Annotated in this window: 10 protein-coding genes; 6 read left to right on the plus strand and 4 right to left on the minus strand. The window is 41.1% G+C overall.

All coding sequences use genetic code 11. From position 1 onward, the window contains the following. Positions 1 to 117 precede the first annotated feature (117 nt). The 4 genes from CMT41_RS07170 to CMT41_RS07185 all read right to left on the minus strand — a co-directional run bounded on the left by CMT41_RS07170 (position 118) and on the right by CMT41_RS07185 (position 3,248). Positions 118 to 675 carry a GNAT family N-acetyltransferase gene (locus CMT41_RS07170; protein WP_058026788.1) on the minus strand — a complete coding sequence of 186 codons (558 nt, stop codon included), beginning with the start codon at positions 673 to 675 and terminating at the stop codon, positions 118 to 120. 109 nt (positions 676 to 784) lie between these two features. Next, complete coding sequence (locus CMT41_RS07175; protein WP_058026790.1) at positions 785 to 1,489, minus strand: competence protein CoiA; 705 nt, start codon at positions 1,487 to 1,489, stop codon at positions 785 to 787. Between the two features lie 115 nt (positions 1,490 to 1,604). Continuing rightward, positions 1,605 to 1,925 carry a hypothetical protein gene (locus tag CMT41_RS07180; RefSeq protein WP_058026791.1) on the minus strand — a complete coding sequence of 107 codons (321 nt, stop codon included), beginning with the start codon at positions 1,923 to 1,925 and terminating at the stop codon, positions 1,605 to 1,607. Between the two features lie 459 nt (positions 1,926 to 2,384). After that, entirely contained in the window at positions 2,385 to 3,248 is an 864-nt protein-coding gene (locus tag CMT41_RS07185; RefSeq protein WP_058026793.1) for a 4'-phosphopantetheinyl transferase family protein, read from the minus strand. 477 nt (positions 3,249 to 3,725) lie between these two features. On the opposite strand from CMT41_RS07185, the gene CMT41_RS07190 reads away from it, so the two are divergent. The 6 genes from CMT41_RS07190 (at position 3,726) to CMT41_RS07215 (ending at position 23,239) form a co-directional block, all read left to right on the plus strand. Continuing rightward, a complete protein-coding gene (locus CMT41_RS07190; RefSeq protein ID WP_057180669.1) occupies positions 3,726 to 4,583 on the plus strand; it encodes a transcriptional regulator in 858 nt (285 codons plus the stop codon). Positions 4,584 to 4,599: 16 nt separating this feature from the next. Further along, on the plus strand, positions 4,600 to 12,870 hold the full coding sequence (locus CMT41_RS07195; RefSeq protein WP_058028169.1) for a type I polyketide synthase: 8,271 nt from the start codon (positions 4,600 to 4,602) through the stop codon (positions 12,868 to 12,870). Next, a complete protein-coding gene (locus CMT41_RS07200) occupies positions 12,870 to 15,500 on the plus strand; it encodes a PfaB family protein (protein WP_058026795.1) in 2,631 nt (876 codons plus the stop codon). The genes CMT41_RS07195 and CMT41_RS07200 overlap by 1 nt, the downstream gene beginning before the upstream one ends. Positions 15,501 to 15,999: 499 nt before the next feature. Next, on the plus strand, positions 16,000 to 21,996 hold the full coding sequence (locus tag CMT41_RS07205; RefSeq protein ID WP_058026796.1) for a hotdog fold thioesterase: 5,997 nt from the start codon (positions 16,000 to 16,002) through the stop codon (positions 21,994 to 21,996). A gap of 294 nt (positions 21,997 to 22,290) precedes the next feature. Continuing rightward, positions 22,291 to 22,578, plus strand: a complete 288-nt coding sequence (locus tag CMT41_RS07210; protein ID WP_058026797.1) for a GIY-YIG nuclease family protein — start codon at positions 22,291 to 22,293, stop codon at positions 22,576 to 22,578. Positions 22,579 to 22,951: 373 nt separating this feature from the next. After that, complete coding sequence (locus tag CMT41_RS07215) at positions 22,952 to 23,239, plus strand: GIY-YIG nuclease family protein (protein ID WP_058026799.1); 288 nt, start codon at positions 22,952 to 22,954, stop codon at positions 23,237 to 23,239. Positions 23,240 to 23,602 lie beyond the last annotated feature (363 nt).

Raw genomic sequence — 23,602 nt, forward strand, 5'->3', positions numbered from 1 at the left:
GAAATTATTGTGACACTGGCATATAACGCCTAAATAACAGGCTAAGTAATGGTTGGCTAAAATTGTGTAGCGTAGCGAAACGTAGCCAACTGTTACGTGTCCTTGTTAATTTTCTTGTTATATTTCACAGTACTCGGACTGAATTAATCCAAAGCATTTAAGATCATGAAACTGATTTTTCCAGTAACCACTTTGACGCCTAATGCCTTCCTCTTTGAACCCAACTTTTAGTAGGAGTGATTCAGATGCAGAGTTTCCCGGAACAGTATCGCCTTGTATACGATTAAGTTTACCGCAAGATAAGTCACCTGAAAATGCCGATTTAACTATTCGATGAACTGCTTCAGTGGTAAAACCCTTACCCCAATATTTAGGCAGTAAATCATATCCAAGAACAGCGTTTTTCATTTTAGGACTCCAAGTATTAAAGCCACAAGTACCGATAAGTTGATTTGTTTCTTTTAGCCGAATAGCCCAACGTATACCAGAATTTTCTTTAAAACGAGAGTTAAAAAATTCAATCAAATTGCTTGCTTGTGACAGTTCAGTAAATGCCTCTAAATCATAATATTCAACAACTGAATTGTCCGAGAATATTTCAAATAAACTATTTGAATCTTCTTTTGATAATTGATCTAACCTTAATCGATTTGTCTCTAAAGTGGGAAATGACAACCTAAATCCTCCGTGAAATATAACGCCTTACTAAGCGGCGCGAAATAGTTTGCTAAAATAGCGAGGAACGAGCGCTAGCAAACTGTTTCGCGTCCGTTTGAGTAACTTGTTAGGCATTTTCAATTAGATTCCACTTTCCATTTTTGTATACTAAGCGGTGATCGATAATTCCATTAATTAACTCTAATAATGAACAAGAAAATAAACCGGGTGCCTTAATGGTATTTTGATCTCCTTCTCTTAATAGATTTAGTATTGGTAACTCTGGGAGGCATGGGAATAGACCTCTTTCAGGGCATTTATTATTAAACTCATTTTTAATACGATATTTCCCTATAGAATTACAAATAGTTTTATAACGTGGTGAGTAAAGTAACCAATACGATTCAACACCTGACTCTTTATATCGCTCTTGTCTTTTAAAGTAATCTCTTAAATTTTGATAAGAGTGCTGTATTTCAATTGCAACTTTTCTATCACCCAACTCAAAATATACATCTGCTTGCCATCTTTTATTTGATAGTCCCCCAGAAACTTCGAGCTCTGATTTAATATTAAGTGATCTAAGAATGAGCAATACAGCTACTTTCGATTCAAGGTGCCAAATAGATTCTTCGGAAGAAGCGCATTCATCAGAGTAATGCGCAAAGAAATGCTTGAAATTGGAACTTGTTTTAGGAATAGCAGGAGAATCACAACAAGGCATTTTAAAGTCACCAATATTGTATTTTACTTTTAAATTTTCCCATGAATTAGAATCAAAATCGGAAGCAAAGACAATAGTGTCATTTTGATTTATTGCATACTCAGCCATGATACTCCTTAATGCCTAACGCCCAAATAATGGGCAAATTACAGTTGGTTAAAATAGGCGACGCAGGAGCAAAAACCAACTGTTATTTGTCCTGATTAATTTGCTTGTTATATGCTCAGTACTCTTGCTGAAACTGCTCATGTAAATCGTAGAACTTTTCAGCTATTTTTGAGCCTGTAGAATTACGGATGGTCCTTAAAGTATTGGAAACGGCACCATCAACTGGCTTACCTGCAGAGTTTTTTCTTGGGCCATTCTTACGCATCATATTTTTAATATCTAGCCACTGAGGTAATAAATCATCTGGAAAATGATTATCATTAAGACTACTTGTTAAATCATTTGCAATGAGTAATCTACTTCGTGCATCTCCCGGAGCAATACATAATTCTTTAATTGCCTCTGAGATTCTATTTTTCGCATAATCGTATTGCATGGTACAAACCTTCAAGAGCATATAACAGCGTATTAGTAGGAATTTTTCCTGATTTAAACACGGAAAAGTTCCTACTTTCATGCTTTTTATTAAAAAACAACAATACAACAGATTTATCGGATAATCAATAACTTATACATTAAACTACCAAGCTGGTTGATGTGTGAAAGCAGGAATTATTCCCGCTTTCTTGTAGAAAGAAACAAGTAGGGGGTTGCTGTTTATTTGTACAGTACATTTGCGTTGTTTATTAAGATTATTTGGTTATTAAAAATTATTTTTTAGAATACGTTAAACAGCTTTACTAAAACTTGAGCAACAACAGGACGAATTTACCTAAGTCAGTATTTAGTTAACTCTTAAGTAGCGGTATATCAATATATGCACGTTCAACCATCCAAGTAGGGAGGTAATACCGCTAGAAAATAAGTAGCTAACAGTGTAAACCACTATTCGTGCCTATATTTCTCGGTAACCAAGCAAGGGTAGGGTGTTGAAGAAGCGTAATTGGTAATCAGCCTTTTGATTATCGCCTTTTTCGGTTAACTTTTTAGTCCTTAAAGAGATGGCTATACGGTGCTCTTGTTTTTCATCCATTGCTGCTGTTGGATAAACTAACCAACTGCGCCAAATTTGTGGTTCATCGACGCGATGCTCGGCAAAACTTAAGCTAATATTCTGCTTGATGGTAAATAGGTCTTTATGATTGTGTTCGGTGTCGGTAATACTGAAACTGAAATCTTTAAGTGGTATCGCTAAACCTAAGCCCCAAGCTTTGATATAAGACTCTTTTAAGGTCCAATAATCAAAAAATCGATTGCGTTGTTGTGCTAATGGCAGTGCGAATAGTTCCTGGCTTTCTTTAGGGGAAAAATAACGTTCGGCAATGGCTAATACGTCATTGCTACGACCGGTATTTTCAACGTCACAACCAATATCATCTTCAAGTGTTATCACACAAATAATGAGGTTTTTGGTATGGCTGATATTAAAGCGTAATGGCAGCGGGCAATTAACGATTTCCGGTTTATCTTTTTCACCTTTTTCAAATTGCCAATCCTGTGGTGCTACATCCGCATAATAAGACAATAAATCACGAATAAATGCACGAGTGATTAGGGCATCGTGCCTGTCTTTAGCAAACATATATCGTTGTTGTTTTGCTGTTTCTTTACTGGTTAATAAGGTGCTGTAAGTTGCTAACAGCTCATCTTTACCCAATAACTCTTCTGGCTTGGTCATCCATAAATGAATTTCATTGTTAGCTAGGGTAAGCCTTTTTTTTGATCTAGTTGAAAGTTCAGTTTGAGAAAATGAGGTCATAGAAGTATCGGTAGCTTGTGTTGTTTATTTAACGTGTGGTTAATGCTTACTGAGAGGTGATTTTATCATAAAGAGTTTAGGGTAAATTTGTTTTTATCAGTTTATTTAAACTTGCTTGAACTATAACAAAATGGCTAGCTGGTATGAGGAGTCGCTATTTAAAGAAAATAGCTATGAAGAGTACAGATTTCTTGCCAACTGGTCGAACAGATGAGGGCAGACCTTAGTCTATTTTAACAAAAAGTATGTATCGGGTGATTGTGTTGGGTTTGAAACCTGTGTATATTAGCCGCGATAAGATATTGATTGTACCTATGTACTCATGAAAATTTACCGAGAAGAGTCTACGGATAAAAATGAGCAAACAACCTACAAGCACTACTAAGCAACATGCTAATGCGATTAGCACGCTCCTTGAACATAAGCTGCGAGCTGTTATTCATGTGAACTTGACCTTAAATGAACTTAAGGTCAAAAATGATTAAGCAACATGCTAATGCGACGACTACGCCCGAAATGAGGGCGTTTATCCACGAGTCAGCGCTACCTACAGCTGTGCTTGCCCGTTTATTAAAAATTTCCGAATCAACCGTACGTAAATGGCGTAAACGAGAATCTCTTGCCGATGCGTCTCACGTACCTAAGCAGTTAAATACCACCTTAAGCGAAGCACAAGAGTATGTTGTGGTTGAGTTGAGAACACGTTTATTACTGTCCCTTGATGAATTGCTTGCGGTGAGCAAACAGTTTATTAACGTCAATGTATCCCGTGCTGGTTTGCAACGCTGTTTAAAACGTCATGGTGTTTCACGCCTTGCTGATATGCAAGAGGGTGGCGAAATGCGCGATGCCGATAGTGTTGCTGATGAAACAGTGGCCGTGGCAATTGAAGACACCAAAGAAAATAAGCGACTTGTCTCTCAGCTATCACCCTCAGCTATGCGTGAGGTCTTAAATAAAAGTAATAATTTATCACCCGATGAAGTGGTACAGATAAAAGTTACCCAATTACCTCACTTTGCAGATGAAAGCAAAGTCAAAACAGCAACGGCAGGTAAAAGTCCAGAGCACCGCCGTTTATTAATTGCCAATGATCCAAGTTCCAATTGGGTTTATGTGGATATTTATGATGGCAATGAGCGAGAAGCCGCCAGCCGTTACATGAGTTACGTACTCACCAAAGCCCCATTTCATATTCGCCGCATTTTAGCGGGGAACTATGCCGAATTTTTAAGTCGTTTTCGTTTATTAAATGAAAGTCCAGATGAAGCCAGTGCGCTGTCTTCCCGCTGTGATGATCAAAATATCGATAGCGAAAATGCAAATAAATACTAACAGTAGAGTAATATTAATGGCTAAAAAACAGCAAAAATCATCAAAAACTGTATCAAATACAACAAGTATCGACAACGAGGAAAAAATATTTAATTCTCGTTTACAAGAATGTCCTATCGCCATTATTGGTATGGCTTCTATTTTTGCCGATGCAAAAAACCTAGAAAATTATTGGGATAACATTTTTGAGTCAGTAGATGGAATTAAAGATGTGCCTAGTGATCGCTGGGCCATTGATGATTATTACTCAAGCAATCCAAAAGATGAGGATAAAACCTACTGTAAGCGTGGTGGTTTTTTACCAGAAATTGATTTTGATCCGATGGAATTTGGTTTACCACCAAATATTTTAGAATTAACCGATATCGCGCAATTATTATCACTAGTGGTTGCTCGTGATGTGTTAAATGATGCCGGCATTGGTGATGGCTCAGGTTATGATCGCGATAAAATCGGTATTACTTTAGGTGTCGGTGGTGGTCAAAAACAAATTTCACCCTTAACGTCTCGTCTACAAGGGCCGGTGTTAGAAAAAGTATTAAAAGCGTCAGGAGTTGACGCCGAAGATCGCGCCATGATCATCGAAAAATTCAAGAAAGCTTATATTGGTTGGGAAGAAAACTCATTCCCAGGCATGTTAGGTAACGTTATTGCCGGTCGTATTGCTAACCGTTTTGATTTTGGTGGTACTAACTGTGTAGTTGATGCGGCTTGTGCTGGCTCATTAGCGGCGATTAAATTAGCCGTATCTGATTTATTAGAATATCGCTCAGAAGTGATGATCTCTGGTGGTGTTTGTTGTGATAACTCACCCTTTATGTATATGTCGTTCTCAAAAACACCGGCTTTCACCACAGGTGAAGATATTCGTCCCTTTGATAATGACTCAAAAGGCATGATGATAGGTGAAGGTATCGGCATGATGGCCTTTAAACGCTTAGAAGATGCTGAGCGTGATGGCGATAAAATTTATGCGGTACTTAAAGGTATTGGTACCTCTTCAGATGGTCGTTTTAAATCTATCTACGCACCGCGTCCAGACGGACAAGCTAAAGCGTTAAAACGTGCTTATGATGATGCCGGATTTGACCCGCGTACTTGTGGTTTAATTGAAGCGCATGGCACGGGTACTAAAGCTGGTGATGCGGCTGAATTTGGTGGTTTAATTAAACATTTTGGTTTGAACAACAAACAAACTCAACATATAGCCATGGGCTCGGTAAAGTCACAAATTGGCCATACCAAAGCAGCTGCGGGCTCTGCGGGTATGATTAAAGCGGTGTTAGCACTACATCATAAAGTATTGCCAGCGACCATTCATATCGACCAACCCAATACGTCGCTAGACATAGAAAATAGCCCAATGTATTTGAACAATGAAACTCGTCCATGGATGACGCGCGAAGATGGTTTACCACGTCGCGCCGGTGTTAGTTCATTCGGTTTTGGTGGCACTAACTACCACATAGTATTAGAAGAATATACGCCAACAGCACAAGGCCAGTATCGTTTAAATGCCGTAGCACAAACTATTTTAGTGACGGCGAGCAATGAACAAGGCTTAGTAAGCACCTTAACCGAATGGAAAAGTAAGTTAACCATTGATAGTGATGCTCAGCCTTATGTATTTAATGCCTTAGTGACCGAAAACACTTTATCAACACCTGCTAGCGATCTAGCCCGTTGTGGTTTTGTTGCTAAAAATGCCGATGAAGCCATTAAGATGATTGATAGCGCATTAAAACAGTTTGCTGACAAAGCAGGTAGTAAAGACTGGTCAGTACCAACCGGCATTTATTACCGACAATCTGCTTTAGCGTTAACCGGTAAAGTGGTGGCACTTTTCTCAGGTCAAGGTTCACAATACGTTAACATGGGTCGCGAGTTAGCCTGTAATTTCCCCAGTGTTATGCAAGCAGCGCAAGATATGGACGTGGAATTTGCTAATGCAGGTTTAGGTCAATTAACCCCAACCACTTATCCTATTCCAGTTTTTAGTGATGATGCCCGTAAAGCACAAGATGAAGCGTTACGTTTAACGCAACACGCGCAACCTGCTATTGGCACGTTAAGTGTTGGCCTATATAAAACCTTTATTAATGCCGGTTTTAAAGCTGACTTTACTGCCGGACATAGTTTTGGTGAATTAACAGCGCTTTGGGCCGCGGGTGTATTAAACGAGCAAGATTACATGATGTTGGCTCGTAGTCGCGGTCAAGCCATGGCAGCACCGAAAGACAGCTCGGTTGATACCGGTACCATGATTGCTGTCGTTGGAGCAGCGGATAAAGTAGCGGCTGACATCAAAGACATTAAAGATATTTCAATTGCTAATTACAATTCAAATAACCAAGTAGTGGTTGCCGGGGTAACCAGTCAAATAGCCATTGCCATTACAGAGCTTAAAGCTAAAGGTTATAAGGTTGTGCCTTTACCGGTATCGGCGGCGTTCCATACACCACTGGTTGGTCATGCACAAAAACCTTTTAGCGACGCAATCGATAAGGCTAAGTTCAATAAGCCGGTTGTGCCAGTTTATTCAAATGGCACGGCAAAAGTCCATTCAAATAAAGCCGCGGATATTAAAAAGGCACTGAAAAAGCATATTTTAGAAGCAGTACATTTTAATGAAGAAATTGACAATATTTACGCGGATGGCGGTCGAATCTTTGTTGAGTTTGGACCAAAAAATGTGTTAACCAAACTGGTTGAAAATATCTTAAAAGATAAAGACGATGTTGTTGCTATCGCCGTTAATGCCAATCCTAAAAAATCAGCCGATATGCAAATGCGCCAAGCCGCAGTACAAATGGCAGTATTAGGTTTAGCGCTTAATGAGATAGACCCGTACAGCGCGATAAAACGCCCATTAAAGCCAGTTAAAATGTCGCCGTTAGCAATGAAGTTAACCGGTGCCTCTTATGTTAGCGCTAAAACCAAGAAAGCCTTTGAAGATTCACTAAACGATGGTTGGAAAATTAAACAAGCAACGTCTGTCCCTGTTGCTGTGCCAGCGCCGCAAGTAGTAGAGAAAATTGTCGAAAAAATTGTTGAAGTAGAACGTATTGTTGAAGTTGAGAAAATTGTTTACCTCAATGTTGATGGTTCAGTGGCCGATAGTGCGCAAGTTGCTGCGTCAAAACTGGGTCATCATGGCGATTTAGGTGCGAGTATTGAACGCAGTGTTAGCCAGTTTGTTGAACATCAACAACAGTTGTTAAACGTACATGAACAATATATGCAAGGTCCAAAAGAATACGCGAAAACGTTTGATGCGGTACTTACTGCTCAAGAGCCAGGTGAATTACCTGAAAGTTTAGATCGCACCTTAGGCATGTACCATGAGTTCCAATCAGAAACCTTACGTGTGCATGAGCAATATCTAAATAATCAAACCGATAATATGGCCGCCATGTTGTCGACTGCTGCACCTGAAACGTCAGTAGCTAAGCCAACAATCCCTGCGGTCTCAAAAACATTGGTCTCAAAAGCATTGGTGTCAAAACCAGTAGAACAAGCGCCAGTAGCTCCCGCAGCTTTACCAGTAGCTGCTGTTAGAGAAAATATACCAGCACCAATTCAAACAGTGGCAACCGCGGCTGCATTAGCACCTGTGGCTGAAACTGTTGTTGCCGTTGCAGTTGACACTGCTCCAGTAGCATCGCTTGAGTTACCGGCTATTGATTTACAAAAGATTCAAACAGTGATGTTGGACGTAGTTGCTGACAAAACCGGCTATCCAACGGAAATGCTTGAGCTTGAAATGGACATGGAAGCCGATTTAGGTATCGACTCTATTAAACGTGTTGAAATCTTAGGTGCGGTGCAAGAATTAATTCCTGACTTACCTGAGCTTAACCCAGAAGATTTAGCTGAATTACGCACCTTAGGTGAAATTGTTGACTATATGAAGTCGAAAGCTGAATCAGTTGCGCCAAGTGCGTCAGCTAATGAAAGCGCACCAGCACTGCACTTAGTTGAGACAGATACTGCCAGTGTTCCAGCCAGTGCTCCAGCCATTGATTTAAAACATATCCAAAGCGTGATGATGGACGTAGTCGCCGAAAAAACCGGTTACCCAACGGAAATGCTTGAGCTTGACATGGATATGGAAGCAGATTTAGGTATCGACTCAATTAAACGTGTTGAAATCTTAGGTGCTGTGCAAGAAACTATCCCTGATTTACCTGAGCTTAACCCAGAAGATTTAGCCGAATTAAGAACCTTAGGCGAAATTGTAAGTTACATGCAATCTAAAGTATCAGCGGCTCCAGTAGCGGTTGCTGCAAGTGCGCCAGCGTCAATATCAGCAGCTGCACCAGCAATCGATTTAGCGCATATCCAAAGCGTGATGATGGACGTAGTAGCTGAGAAAACCGGTTACCCAACGGAAATGTTAGAACTTGACATGGATATGGAAGCAGACTTAGGTATCGACTCCATTAAACGTGTTGAAATCTTAGGTGCTGTGCAAGAAACTATCCCTGATTTACCTGAGCTTAACCCAGAAGATTTAGCCGAATTAAGAACCTTAGGCGAAATTGTAAGTTACATGCAATCTAAAGTAGCAGCGGCTCCTGTAGCTAATGAAACTGCAAGCACCGCAGCCAACGCGCAAGCTAATGATAGCGCACCAGTCATTGACCTTGAACACATTCAGTCTGTAATGATGACAGTAGTAGCTGAGAAAACTGGTTACCCAACTGAAATGTTAGAGCTTGATATGGATATGGAAGCCGATTTGGGTATCGACTCCATCAAACGTGTTGAAATCTTAGGTGCTGTACAAGAAACCATCCCAGATTTGCCAGAGCTTAATCCAGAAGATTTAGCTGAATTAAGAACCTTAGGCGAAATTGTTAGCTATATGCAGTCTAAAGTTGCAGCGACGCCTGTAGCTAATGAAACTGCAAGCACAGCAGCTAGTGCGCCAGCCAATGAAAGTGCACCAACAAATACAGTTACACCAACAATTGACCTTGAACACATTCAGTCAGTAATGATGACAGTGGTAGCGGAGAAAACTGGTTATCCCACGGAAATGTTAGAGCTTGAAATGGATATGGAAGCAGACTTAGGGATTGACTCAATTAAACGTGTTGAAATCTTAGGTGCTGTACAAGAGACTATTCCTGACCTTCCTGAATTAAATCCAGAAGATTTAGCTGAGCTTCGTACCTTGGGTGAAATCGTAAGTTACATGCAATCTAAAGTTGCTCCAACTGAACAAACTTCCGTTGAAAATAGTGTAGTAGGGAGTACTGCCGACTCAAGCACTCCGGCGATTGATGCTGACTATATTCAAAGCGTAATGATGACAGTAGTGGCCGAGAAAACTGGTTACCCAACTGAAATGCTTGAACTTGCCATGGATATGGAAGCAGATTTGGGTATCGACTCAATCAAACGTGTTGAAATTCTAGGCGCGGTGCAAGAAACTATTCCTGATTTACCTGAGCTTAACCCAGAAGATTTAGCAGAGCTGCGCACTTTAGGCGAAATCGTTAGTTATATGCAGTCTAAAGTTGCACCGACCGAGCCGACTGACCCAAAAGGTCCTGGTACTAAAACAGCGTTACCAGTAGCTGAAAAATCTAGCGATGTTAGTGCCAGCTTTCAAGGGGCACCCAGTGCCACAGTGGCGTTAACTGCCTTATCTTCAATTAATAAAATTGTGCAAACCTTCGCTAGTAAAGAGCAAGGAGCCAACGCACTAATCGTCGATGACGGTACTGGTGCAGCAGTAGCACTAAGCGCCAAGCTTATTAAACAAGGTTGGCAGGTTACCGCCTTAAAACCTAACTGGCTGGTTAGTAGCTCGAAAAAAGCCTTTAGCAAAGCAGTTAATGTTATTGAAATTGGTAGCAGCGAAAAAACCCTTGATGAAGGACAAATTAAAGACATCATCGAGAATAACGAACAACTTGATGCGGTTATTTATCTGCAAAGCCCTAGCATTAAAGGAACTGACTCTAAAGGTAAAAATACCGTTAATGCTATTGAATACCCTGAAGCGGCAAAACAAGGCTTAATGTTAGCTTTTGTTTTAGCCAAGCTGTGTAAGGTTAAGAATGCAACTAAAGCACGTGCTTCATTTGTTGTGGTAACACGTCAAGGTGGCGCGTTAGGTTTTGTCAATGCCGAGGGCGCGAATCAAGTTAAGGCTGATGTTAAAGCAGATTTAGTACAAGCGGGTTTAGCTGGTTTAGTTAAAACTCTGTCTCATGAATGGGGCTCTTCTCAAGGTGAAGGCGATAATGCAGTTTTCTGTCGTATCGTTGATTTATCAACTAAGTTAGCTGCAGATAAAGCGGCAACTATCATCAGTGATGAATTACTTGATATCGATACCAGCATAGTAGAAGTAGCTCATGATACGGATAACCTAAGTAACAACATTGGCGCACGTTTAACGCTAACTGGTGTGGCTACCGACAGTTATGCACTTGCAGCTGGCTCAAGTATTGATAACAAGTCAGTATTTTTAGTCAGTGGTGGCGCAAAAGGCGTAACCGCTCATTGTGTTATCGAAATTGCTAAACAATACCAGTCTACCTTTATCCTACTAGGTCGTAGTGTCTTTGACGAAAACGAGCCAAGCTGGGCACAAGGTATTACCGAAGAAGTAGCGCTGAAAAAAGCCGCGATGCAAGCCTTGATAGCTGCAGGTGATAAACCAACACCGGTGAAAGTGACGCAATTTGTTGGTCCAGTATTGGCAAATCGTGAAATTGCGCAAACCTTAACGGCAATTAAAGCCGCTGGCGGTCAAGCACAATATGCTGCTGCAGATGTTACTAACAGTGATAGTGTTACTACTGCTGTTGCGACCATTATTAAAGACTTTGGCGCTGACTATGCAAAAATTACCGGCATTATCCATGGCGCTGGCGTATTAGCCGATAAGTTTATCGAGCAAAAAACGCTAGCAGAATTTAATGCGGTATACAGCACAAAAATTGATGGTCTGTTATCGCTACTTGCAGTGACTGAAGAAAAAAACATTAAACACTTGGTTTTATTCTCCTCAGCTGCAGGTTTCTACGGTAATCCAGGTCAGTCTGATTACTCAATTGCCAATGATATTTTAAATAAAACCGCTTATCGCTTTAAAGCGTTAAACCCCAGTGCGCAAGTACTTAGTTTTAACTGGGGTCCTTGGGATGGCGGCATGGTAACACCTGAGCTTAAACGTATGTTTAACGACCGTGGTGTGTACATTATTCCGCTTGATGCGGGCGCAAAACTATTGGTTAGTGAATTAGCGGCGGACAATAACCGTTGTGCACAAATCCTAGTCGGTAATGACTTATCTAAAGATAAAAGTAAAGACCAAGCAGCAGGTGACTCTGTAAAAAAGCCACAAGTTAGTCGCTTAACAATAAGTGTTAGTAAAACACTTTTAGCGACTAACAATGCTTTTTTAGCTGACCACACTATTGGTGATGAACAAGTATTACCAACCGTGTGTGCTATTGCCTGGATGAAAGATGCCAGCGAACAAGCTTATCAAGGTTATCACTACCAAGGTTTAGACAATTACAAACTCTTTAAAGGCATCATCTTTGATGGCAATGAAGCGAGTGATTATAAAATTGACATGAACGCTGAAGTGTTTGACGATGGCGTTCGTTTAGTGGTTGAAACTAAGATCTCAAGCATCAACGCCCAAGGTAAAACCGTCTTTCATTATGGCGCACAGCTGACGTTAGTGAACAAGCTAGCAGTTAGTCCAACGGTTGAGTTAACAGTACCGGCAACAGGTGAAAGTGCCGCGGCACTTTATAGCAACGGCACATTATTCCATGGCCCAAGCTTACAAGGCATAAGTGAAATACTTGAGTGTAACGAGCAAGGGTTATTATTAAGTTGCCAAGTACCGGAAGTCGCCAGTGTTAAGCAAGGTGAATTCGCGCTGCCATGTTTAGGCAATATCATTGGCAAAAACCAAAGTAACATTTTCGCCAATGACCTTGCTTACCAAGCGATGTTAGTTTGGGTGAAAAAACAACTCGGTTTAGGCAGTTTGCCCTCAAGTACGCAAAGCTGGACGGTATACCGTGAAGTAGCGCTAGGTGAGCGTTTTTACTTGCAGTTAACCGTAGTTAAAAGCTCAGCAAAAGGCAAACAACGTGGTTCGTTAGTGGCAGACATACAATTTATTGCTGAAAATAAGCAGCTATTGTCTGAGTTAAAATCCGCTAAAGTGACCGCCAGTGCCAACTTAAATGGTTTGTTCTTGCCTAAAGCTGCGGCTAAAAAGGGCAACGATGAGGCAAGTGCTTAATGGCGAAAGGTAATTATAGCAGCGCCATTATTGGTTTAGATGCTCAGTTTGAAAATCAATTCACTGTGCAAAATAATATTGATAATGTCGAGCGAGCGCTTTACTTAGGTAAAGTGCAAGGTAAAAGTTTAGGTAAAAGTTTAGGTAAAACGCAAGGCCAAGAGCAAGATAAAGCGCTCTTGATAAGCGTTAAAGCCTCTGTTGAGCGAATGGCGCTTGCTAATAAAGTAAACAGCGCTGATATCAAGGTTATCGTCCTTGCTGAAAACGCTGCCAGCGAAATGGTCGACATTGATGTTGATGTAGATGTTGATAGTGCAATTGTGGTGAGTTCATTCGCTCAGGCCATGTTACAACTTGATGTGCTTATTGGTCAACATGCTTTAGTGGCATTAGTTGGTGTCAACTTAGCAGAAATTCTTAGCCACGCTTTGTCAGCAGAGCCAGAACAACAAAGTTCTGCTGGGAATGACTTAGCCGTAGAACCAGTAACTACTATCAGTTTTGATGAGACATTTACCGGTTATCAACACTGTCATGGCATAGCCGCGATATTATTTGCCTCGATAAGTTTTGCGCAAAGCAATAACAGTTATGTTTACTCATGGTTAAAAGGTTTTGCCGTTGGTGATGAGGTAACTAATTTTACTGAGGTGACCGAGGTTACTGCATCTGCACTCGATAATGCTCAAGTTAGCGCTAATGATATTGGTTTGTTAGAAGTTTCAGCATTAGCGGATAACAAGCTTTCCTTAGCAGAGTCTAGTGGTTTAATTGCCAGTTATGCTCATCAGAAAAAACTAAACACGGCAGTTTCTTGTGCCCGTAGTCTTACCGGTGAAGGGGCGGGTTTTTCGCAAGTATTTGGACTGTTACGCACTATTATTGCTTTGCAGCAGCGATATATTCCTGCTATCACTGATTGGCAACAGCCAGCAGAACATGAGCTAATAGACTGGCAAAACTCAAGTTTTTATCTTGCTACTGAGGCTCGACCTTGGTATCCACATCCAGAGGGTAATGCTCATCTGGCTGCGTATAGTTGTTTGGCGGCTAACAATGACTACTGCCATGTGATATTGGCAGAAAACAAAATTATTGTTGCCGGTGAAAAACATCCCTTGGTGGATATTCGTGACAATGGTTTTATTGCTTGCAGTGATTTGAAAATGGTACTGGTGGCAGCAGATGACCAGCAAAGCTTATTATCAAAGCTCACTGAGCTTGAAAACGATTTACAAAGCAATTTAGTAATGCCGGCGCAATCAATTCAAGCTATTGCGCTCAGTTATTACCAGCAAGCTAAATCTATAAAAAACACCTACAGCATTGTGTTGTTATGTGAATCAAAAACCGAGTTATTAAAAGAAGTAGCTTCTGCTAAGTCAGGCATTGTTACTGCACTTGCAACGGGTAAAGAATGGCGAACGCCAAAAGGCAGTTATTTTACCCCTAAGCCAGTAAATAGAGATTTAACTGTAAGTGAAGACTCCAACAATGTCTCGTTTTTATATCCGGGTATTGGCGCGACTTATATCGGTTTAGGTCGCGATTTATTGCACTTATTTCCTGAAATACATCAAGATGTTGCCAATTTAGCTGATGATATTGGCGCCAGTTTAAAAGATACCTTATTAAATCCCCGCTCGGTTGTTAGACCTAGTTTTAAAGCCCTTAAACAGCTTGATTTAGACTTGCGCGGTAATTTAGCCGATATCGCTGAAGCCGGGGTTGGTTTTGCTTGTGTCTTCACCAAAGTTTTTGAAAATGTCTTTAAACTTAAAGCTGACTTTGCCACAGGTTATAGCATGGGCGAAGTGAGTATGTATGCGGCGTTAGGTGCGTGGCAGCAACCGGGTTTAATGAGCGCACGTTTAGCCAATTCTGACACCTTTAATGAACGTTTATGTGGAGATTTATTAACCCTGCGTGAACATTGGGGCTTGCCTGAACTTAGCGAAACGACCGGTAAAAATGATGAGTTTATTTGGGAAACCTACACCATTAAAGCCACGTTAGCTGAAGTTATAGCTGCCAGTGAAGGTGAAGACCGAGTTTATTGCACCATAATCAACACCCCAGACAGCTTATTAATTGCCGGCTACCCAGAAGATTGCCTACGGGTCATTAAAAAGTTAGGTGTGCGCGCTATGGCGTTAAACATGGCTAATGCGATTCATAGTGCACCGGCAAATATCGAATATGATGATATGGTTGAACTTTATACCATGGATGTGACGAGTCGTTTGCCCACCAAAATGTACTCAAGCTCGTGTTACTTACCGATACCACAGTTGAGTAAAGCCATTGCTCACAGTGTTGCTAAGTGCTTGTGTGAACGCGTTGATTTTCCTCGTTTGATTAATACCATGTATGACCAAGGTGCACGGGTCTTTATTGAAATGGGGCCTGGTCGTTCATTGTGTAGTTGGACGGATAAGATTTTAGATTTTGACCTTAACGGTAAGGGTAATGGCCAGCGTAAACCACGTGTTGCTGTGCCAGTTAATGCCAAAGGCACCAGTGATGAATTAACCTATTTTAGAGCCGTGGCAAAATTGATAAGCCATGGCGTGACGCTAGATCTACAGCGCTTATTTTATGGTTCAATAATCGTGCAGAAAAAATAAAGTAAGTGGATATCCGACAAGTGAACTCGGATATGACGAAAACATGGTGGTTATACCGTAAGTGTGTGAGGCACTGGTCTCACAGCCGTCAATAACGAATGTGAAGTATGGTGAGGTGAATTTCCTCTAGTCGTCATCCCCGAAGTGTCTAATCGGGGAGCCATGTTGGTGATGTTTAGAATAATAACGAATGTGAAGTATGGTGAGGTGAATTTCCTCTAGCCGTCTTCCCCGAAGTGTCTAATCGGGGAACCATGTTGGTGATGTTTAGAACAATAACGAATGTGAAGTATGGTGAGGTGAATTTCCTCTAGCCGTCATCCCCGAAGTGTCTAATCGGGGAGCCATGTTGGTGATGTTTAGAACAATAGAATTGTAAATAAAATTGACTACAGGACAATGGGTTGCAGGCATTGTCTATTAAATGACGTCCATGCCAGGTCCGACAAAAGACTCGGCTGTGACGTTAAAAAGAATTATAAAATTTTTCGAGGAAAGTATGGAAAATATTGCTGTTGTAGGTATTGCTAATTTATTCCCTGGCTCAAGTGCGCCGGAAGAATTTTGGCAAAAATTACTTAAGAAACAAGATTGTCGAAGCCAAGCCACTAAAGAGCAAATGGGTGTTGATCCGGCCAAGTACACCGGCAAGAAGGGTGATACTGATAAGTTTTACTGTGTGCAAGGTGGTTATATCCGAGGTTTCGACTTTGATGCCACATCGTTTGTGCAAGCCAAAAATGGTTTAACCGCTGATTATCTCAATCAATTGGATGATTTAAACCAATGGGCGCTTTATGTTACCCAGCAAGCGTTAACCGATGCCGGCTATTGGCGCAGTGATAAACTTGCACAATGTGGGGTGATTTTAGGCAACTTATCGTTCCCAACCAAGTCATCTAATCACCTGTTTATGCCGCTTTATCATCAAGTTGTTGATAGTGCATTAAAAAACATCCTGCATAAAGATTTTCAGTTAAGCCATTTTTCACCTCTGCAACAAGCCAACTTAGCGGAAAACCTTCATGCGGATAATGCTTTAGTTGCCGGTTATCCGTCGGCGTTATTAGCCAAAGCGGCCGGTTTAGGTGGCACACACTTTTCTCTTGATGCTGCTTGTGCGTCAAGTTGTTATTCAGTGAAATTAGCCTGTGATTACTTGCATACTGGCAAGGCTGATATGATGTTAGCCGGCGCAGTTTCTGGCGCTGATCCTATGTTTGTTAATATGGGTTTCTCCATTTTTCAAGCGTATCCAGCCAACAATATTCACGCGCCCTTTGATAAAAACTCACAAGGTTTATTTGCTGGCGAAGGCGCTGGCATGATGGTGCTTAAACGCCACAGTGACGCGGTGCGTGATGGCGATAAAATTCATGCCATTATCAAAGGCGGTGCTTTATCAAATGATGGTAAAGGTGAGTTTGTCCTTAGTCCAAATACCAAAGGGCAGGTTTTGGTTTATGAACGTGCCTATGACAATGCCGGTGTTGACCCTCGTGATGTTGATTACCTTGAATGCCATGCCACAGGCACGCCCAAAGGTGATAACGTTGAGCTTGGCTCGATGGATACATTTTTTAGTCGTTTTCCCCGAGAAAACGGCAATAAACCTTTGCTTGGCTCGGTAAAATCTAACTTAGGTCACTTGCTCACTGCCGCGGGAATGCCGGGCATGACCAAGGCAATTTGGGCACTGAAAGAAGGCAAAATTCCAGCAACGATAAACCTAAATGAGCCACTCACGTCAAAAAATGGCTATTTAGGGGCAGAGCAAATGCCTACGGACACTATTGATTGGCCGATAAAAGCTAATAACAAACCGAGAACAGCAGGGGTGAGCGTATTTGGTTTTGGTGGCTCTAATGCGCATTTGGTTTTGCAAGAGCCAACACAAACATTAACACCGGTAACTAACACAGTGAAAGCCCGTCAACCGCTAGCTATTATTGGTATGGACGCACACTTTGGTGGCGCTAAAGATTTGGCCAGTTTTAACACGCTGATTCAGACTAATGGCAATACCTTTCGTGAATTGCCGACTAAGCGCTGGAAAGGCATTGAAAAGAACAGCGACGTGATGAACGCCTTATCTTTAACTAAAGCACCTATGGGTGGCTATGTTGAAGATTTTGATATCGATTTTCTCCGTTTTAAAGTACCACCCAATGAGCAAGACTGTTTAATACCACAACAGCTAATGATGATGAAAGTGGCTGACAATGCCGCTAAAGATGCTGGCCTTAAAGAAGGTAGTAATGTTGCGGTCTTAGTTGCTATGGGCATTGAGTTAGAGCTGCATCAATACCGTGGTCGAGTTAATTTAACGACGCAAATTGAAGAAAGCTTATTACAACAAGGTATTAGCTTAAGTGATGAACAGCGCGAAACCTTAACCAATATTGCCAAAGATGGTGTTGCCCACGCTGCCCAGCTTAATCAATATACCTCCTTTATTGGTAATATTATGGCGTCACGTATCTCAGCGTTATGGGACTTCTCTGGCCCCGCCATTACCTTGTCGGCGGAAGAAAATTCTGTTTATCGCTGTATTGAATTAGCGGAAAATTTATTCCAAACCTCAGATGTCGATGCGGTGATTATCGCTTCGGTTGATTTAGCCGGTTCGATAGAAAATATCACCTTAAGACAGCACTTTGGTAAGGTATCTGTTGATGCCGAAAGTGCCACTAATACATTGGATCAAGAGCAATGGTTAGTAGGTGAGGGCGCGGCGGCTTTTGTTATTATTCCTGAGTCAAAAGTACCGCAATCAAAAGTTGGAGAGCGCAGCGTCTACGCCACAATCGACAGCATTAGTTTTGCTAACGGCTGTGATGAACAGGCCATTGTTAAAGCCGCTAACAAATCATTAGCGCTTGCCGGCATTCAAGCCGCAGATATTAGCCAGGTAGAAGCCCATGCCAGTGGTTTTATTGCCGAGAATAGTGCAGAAAAGCAAGCGTTACCAAAACTGTACTCAGGCAAGACTATCAGCTCGGTTAAAAGCAATATCGGTCATACCTTTAATGCTTCAGGTGTTGCCAGTATTGTTAAAAGTGCGCTGCTTTTAGATGAGCGATCAGCTAAAACGAATACCGCGACTGATATTGCCCGTTCTCACATTGCAGTGAATGGTTTAGGAAAAGATGGCAGTTGTGCTCACCTTATTTTATCTTCAAGTAAATATGCTCATCAGTCAGCACCGGTATCTACTTTGACACTAGCCGGTAAGCCAAAACCTAAATTAATTAAAACCATTACCCTAGGTGGTAATGCCATTTTCGATGCTATTGTCGCCAAAGGGCAATTAAGCGACATGGTGAGTATTAAACACGCTTTTACTGGCAAAGTATTAACACCAGTAAAAGTAGGAATTACCTTAAATAATGTCAAGCCTAAGCTGCTTGCGCAACTAGCGGGGCAAGAAAAACATCATAGACCAATTCAAACCCTAGCTAATGTTCAAACTCAAGCCAAAGCCCGATCAACAATCGTAACTGGAGCACAAGTGAAAAGTACCTCTCAAGCGACTATTAAAAACAATGTAAAACATAAGGTCAGTAAAGAAATTTATCAAGAATCTGCTACGCATCAGGCATTTTTGACCACTCGTCAAGTAGCAGGTCAGCAAATTTCTAAGCTGATAGCAATGCAAGCCAACGCCAGTGCCGGCCAACCCGCTTATAGCGCCGAGCCTCAGCCGGTAAGTATTGTCCATACACCTGAACTTGCTGTTGTTAGCTCAACGGTTAACACCGCAACTTTAGCTGTGGTTAATGATAACTGGGCAGAGCAAACTGGTTTTAAAATTAAAGGTCCTAAAGGTTATAACTATCAACCACTGCAATTAAAAGAGCAATTTAGCCAACCGGAAAAAATCATTTGGGATACTGCTGATTTAGTTGAATTTGCTGAAGGTGATATTGCTAATGTTTTTGGTGAAGAATATAAAATTATTGACAGTTACTCACGTCGGGTACGTTTACCCACCACAGATTATTTGTTGGTATCACGGGTAACTGAGCTTGACGCGACCATCAATGAATATAAAAAATCATATATGTGTACTGAGTATGATATTCCTGTCGATGCACCTTTTTTAATTGATGGCCAGATTCCATGGTCGGTATCGGTTGAATCAGGCCAATGTGATTTATTATTAATTTCTTATATCGGTATTGATTTTCAAGCCAAAGGTGAGCGTGTTTACCGACTACTGGATTGTGAATTAACCTTCTTGGAAGAAATGCCCTTTGGTGGCGAAACCCTGCGTTATGAAATTCACATTGACTCTTATGCGAGAAATGGCGAACAACTATTATTCTTCTTTCACTATGACTGTTATGTTGGTGATAAAAAGGTATTAATCATGCGTAAAGGTTGTGCCGGCTTCTTTACTGACGACGAATTAAAAGACGGTAAAGGTGTTATTCATAACGATAAAGACAAAACGGAATTTGCCAATGCAGTTAAAAGTTCATTTACACCCTTATTAAATCGTCCACGTGATCAATACGATTACGCTGATATGATGAAGTTAGTGAATGGCGATGTTGCCGGTTGTTTTGGCGCTGATTATGATCAAAAAGGCCGTAACCCGTCATTAAAATTCTCCTCAGAAAAGTTCTTAATGATCGAACGTATTATTAATATTGATGCCAGTGGCGGTCATTGGGGTCTAGGAATTATTGAAGGTCAGAAAGATTTAGCCCCTGATCATTGGTACTTCCCTTGTCACTTTAAAGGTGATGAAGTGATGGCTGGCTCATTAATGAGTGAAGGTTGTGGTCAAATGGCGATGTTCTTGATGTTGTCATTAGGCATGCACGCCAATATGAACAATGCGCGTTTCCAACCTATGCCGGGTGAGTCGCAAACGGTTCGTTGTCGTGGTCAAGTTCAGCCGCAACATAATACCCTGACTTATCGCATGGAAGTCACGGAAATGGGCATGCAGCCATATCCGTATCTTAAAGCCAATATTGATATTATTCTTGATGGCAAAGTAGTGGTTGATTTTAAAAACTTGGCGATGATGATCATCGAGCAAGATGACAACTCGCCGTACCCAGTTACCTTACCTGACAATGTCGCCTTAGTAAGTGAAGTTGCTGCCACAGTAACCAGTGCAGCAGCAAGTACTGAAGTTACGGATAAAGTAAGTAACGAGCTTGACGAGCGTGGCATTAACCCGTTTAAACATATTGAACGCCCGTTAATGAAAGTAATGTCTGACTTTGATGCGCCAAAAGAAAAGGGTGTAACCCCGCTGCTGCATTTTGAAGCGCCAATGGTTGCCGGGCAAAATCGCGTGCCTGATACCGCGCCGTTTACCCCGTGGCATATGTTTGAATTTGCTACCGGTAATATCTCAAAATGTTTTGGCGCTGATTTTGACGTCTACAAGGGCAGAATTCCTCCGCGTACACCTTGTGGCGATTTACAAGTTGTCACGCAAGTGGTTGAAGTTACTGGCACACGTTTAGAGCTGAAAAAATCATCCAGCTGTATTGCTGAATATTATGTACCTGAAGATGCTTGGTACTTTACTAAAAACAGCGTCAATAACTGGATGCCATATTCATTAATTATGGAAATAGCGCTACAACCTAATGGCTTTATTTCAGGTTACATGGGCACTACCTTAGTTTACCCAGAAAAAGATTTATTTTTCCGTAACCTAGATGGCAGTGGTGACTTGCTTAAACAAGTGGATTTACGCGGTAAAACTATCGTCAATAAGTCGGTATTGTTAAGTACTACCATGGCTGGCGGTATGATCATTCAAAGCTTCACTTTTGAGCTTTATGTTAAAGATGATAGCCAAGCGGCACAAGCGCTTGATAGTCACGATTTATTTTATAAAGGCACGGCAGTATTTGGTTACTTTGGCGCAGATGCCTTAACGAACCAATTAGGCATAGATAACGGTAAAGTCACTTATCCGTGGTTTGTTGATAACAATACCCCGAAAGCAGATATTGAAGTGTTTGACCTAACGGATAAAACGTTAGCGTTATACCAAGCTCCTGCTAATAAGCCGCATTATAAACTTGCTGGCGGACAAATGAACTTTATCGATACCGTCTCTATTGTTGAAGGTGGCGGTAAAGCCGGTGTCGCTTATGTACATGGACTACGCACCATAGATGCCAATGATTGGTTCTTCCGTTACCATTTCCATCAAGACCCAGTTATGCCAGGCTCATTAGGTGTTGAAGCGATTATTGAATTAATGCAAACCTACGCGCTGAAAAATGATTTAGGTGCCCAGTTCACTAATCCAAGATTTATTGCACCAGCAACCTTAGTGAAATGGAAATACCGTGGTCAAATCACGCCACTCAATAAACAAATGTCACTTGATGTGCATATCACTGATATCGTTAAATCGGATGGTGAAGTACGTTTAATTGGTGATGCTAATTTATCGAAAGATGGTTTACGTATTTACGAAGTGAAGGATATTGTATTATCTATCATCGAAGCTTAAGTCAAAGCTCAATAGCACTGCACTAGCACCTCAATCGTCATTCCCGCGTTGTCTTGGCGGGAATCCATTGTTTTTAATGCACTGCGGCAAACTGGATACAGGACAATGTGCTCCATGCATTGTCTAAGTAAGTGGCATCCGTGCCACGTCCGACAATAGATTTCGGGTATGACGGAAATGAGATAGATCACTGCTAATAGTGAGGCGCTAATTTCTCAGCCGTCATCCTCGAAGTGTCTAATCGAGGATCCAGTGTCACTAATGACATAAGGATCAGTTATCAAGGAAGATAATATGAAAAAACCTGCGGTATATATACTAGCAAGTAAAAGGAATGGTACTTTATATATAGGTGTTACCAGTGATTTAGTTAAGCGTATTTGGCAACATAGGAATCATGTTATTAGCGGTTTTACCGATCTGCATGAAGTAAATCGCTTAGTGTATTTTGAGCAGCTTGATGATATGTATGCAGCTTTAACTCGTGAAAAACAGTTAAAAACATGGCATAGGGCTTGGAAAATCAGCTTAATAGAAAAAACTAATCCTAGCTGGCAAGACCTATACGATGACACTAGATAGTTAGAAAATGGATACTCGATCAGACATTTCGAGTATGACGATAAATGAGAGTTGTAAAGCGATAGGCAGCAGTCTCTTGCCAATATTAATCAACTTACCTTACAACCGTCATCCCGTGTTGTCTTGGCGGGAAGCCATGGGTAGCAGTGAAGAATTATAAGAAGTAGCAAACTGGATACAGGACAATGTGCTCCATGCATGGTCTAATAAGTGGCATCCGTGCCACGTCCGACAAGAGACTTCGGGTATGACGTAATCAGTAGCGAGTTTGCTTGATTGCGAGGCACTAGCCTCTCAGCCGTCATCCTCGAAGTGTCTAATCGAGGATCCAGTGCTCTTATCTTTAAAATATGCAGTTATCAAGGAAGATAATATGAAAAAACCTGCGGTATATATACTCGCGAGTAAAAGGAATGGTACTTTATATATAGGTGTTACCAGTGATTTTGTTAAGCGTATTTGGCAACATAGGAATCATGTTATTAGCGGTTTTACCGACCTGCATGAAGTAAATCGCTTAGTGTATTTTGAGCAGCTTGATGATATGTATGCAGCTTTAACTCGTGAAAAACAGTTGAAAACATGGCATAGGGCTTGGAAAATTAGCTTAATAGAAAAAACCAATCCTAGCTGGCAAGACCTATACGATGACACTAGATAGTTAGAAAATGGATACTCGATCAGACATTTCGAGTATGACGATAAATGAGAGTTGTAAAGCGATAGGCAGCAGTATCTTGCCAATATTAATCAACTTAATAGAAAAACCAATCCTAGCTGGCAAGAGCTATACGATGACACTAGATAGTTAGAAAATGGATACTCGATCAGACATTTCGAGTATGACGATAAATAAGAGTTGTAAAGCGATAGGCAGCAGTATCTTGCCAATATTAATCAATTTAATAGAAAAAACTAATCCTAGCTGGCAAGAGCTATACGATGACACTAGATAGTTAGAAAATGGATACTCGATCAGACATTTCGAGTATGACGATAAATAAGAGTTGTAAAGCGATAGGCA

The sequence above is a fragment of the Colwellia sp. MT41 genome, from assembly GCF_001444365.1.
Taxonomy (GTDB): Bacteria; Pseudomonadota; Gammaproteobacteria; order Enterobacterales; family Alteromonadaceae; genus Colwellia; species Colwellia marinimaniae.

Coding starts and splice junctions, on each gene's coding strand:
- CMT41_RS07180 (WP_058026791.1), bottom strand. CDS start 1,925: ATGCAATACGATTATGCGAAAAATAGAATCTCAGAGGCAATTAAAGAA.
- CMT41_RS07200 (WP_058026795.1), top strand. CDS start 12,870: ATGGCGAAAGGTAATTATAGCAGCGCCATTATTGGTTTAGATGCTCAG.
- CMT41_RS07195 (WP_058028169.1), top strand. CDS start 4,600: ATGGCTAAAAAACAGCAAAAATCATCAAAAACTGTATCAAATACAACA.
- CMT41_RS07175 (WP_058026790.1), bottom strand. CDS start 1,489: ATGGCTGAGTATGCAATAAATCAAAATGACACTATTGTCTTTGCTTCC.
- CMT41_RS07205 (WP_058026796.1), top strand. CDS start 16,000: ATGGAAAATATTGCTGTTGTAGGTATTGCTAATTTATTCCCTGGCTCA.
- CMT41_RS07185 (WP_058026793.1), bottom strand. CDS start 3,248: ATGACCTCATTTTCTCAAACTGAACTTTCAACTAGATCAAAAAAAAGG.
- CMT41_RS07190 (WP_057180669.1), top strand. CDS start 3,726: ATGATTAAGCAACATGCTAATGCGACGACTACGCCCGAAATGAGGGCG.
- CMT41_RS07215 (WP_058026799.1), top strand. CDS start 22,952: ATGAAAAAACCTGCGGTATATATACTCGCGAGTAAAAGGAATGGTACT.
- CMT41_RS07210 (WP_058026797.1), top strand. CDS start 22,291: ATGAAAAAACCTGCGGTATATATACTAGCAAGTAAAAGGAATGGTACT.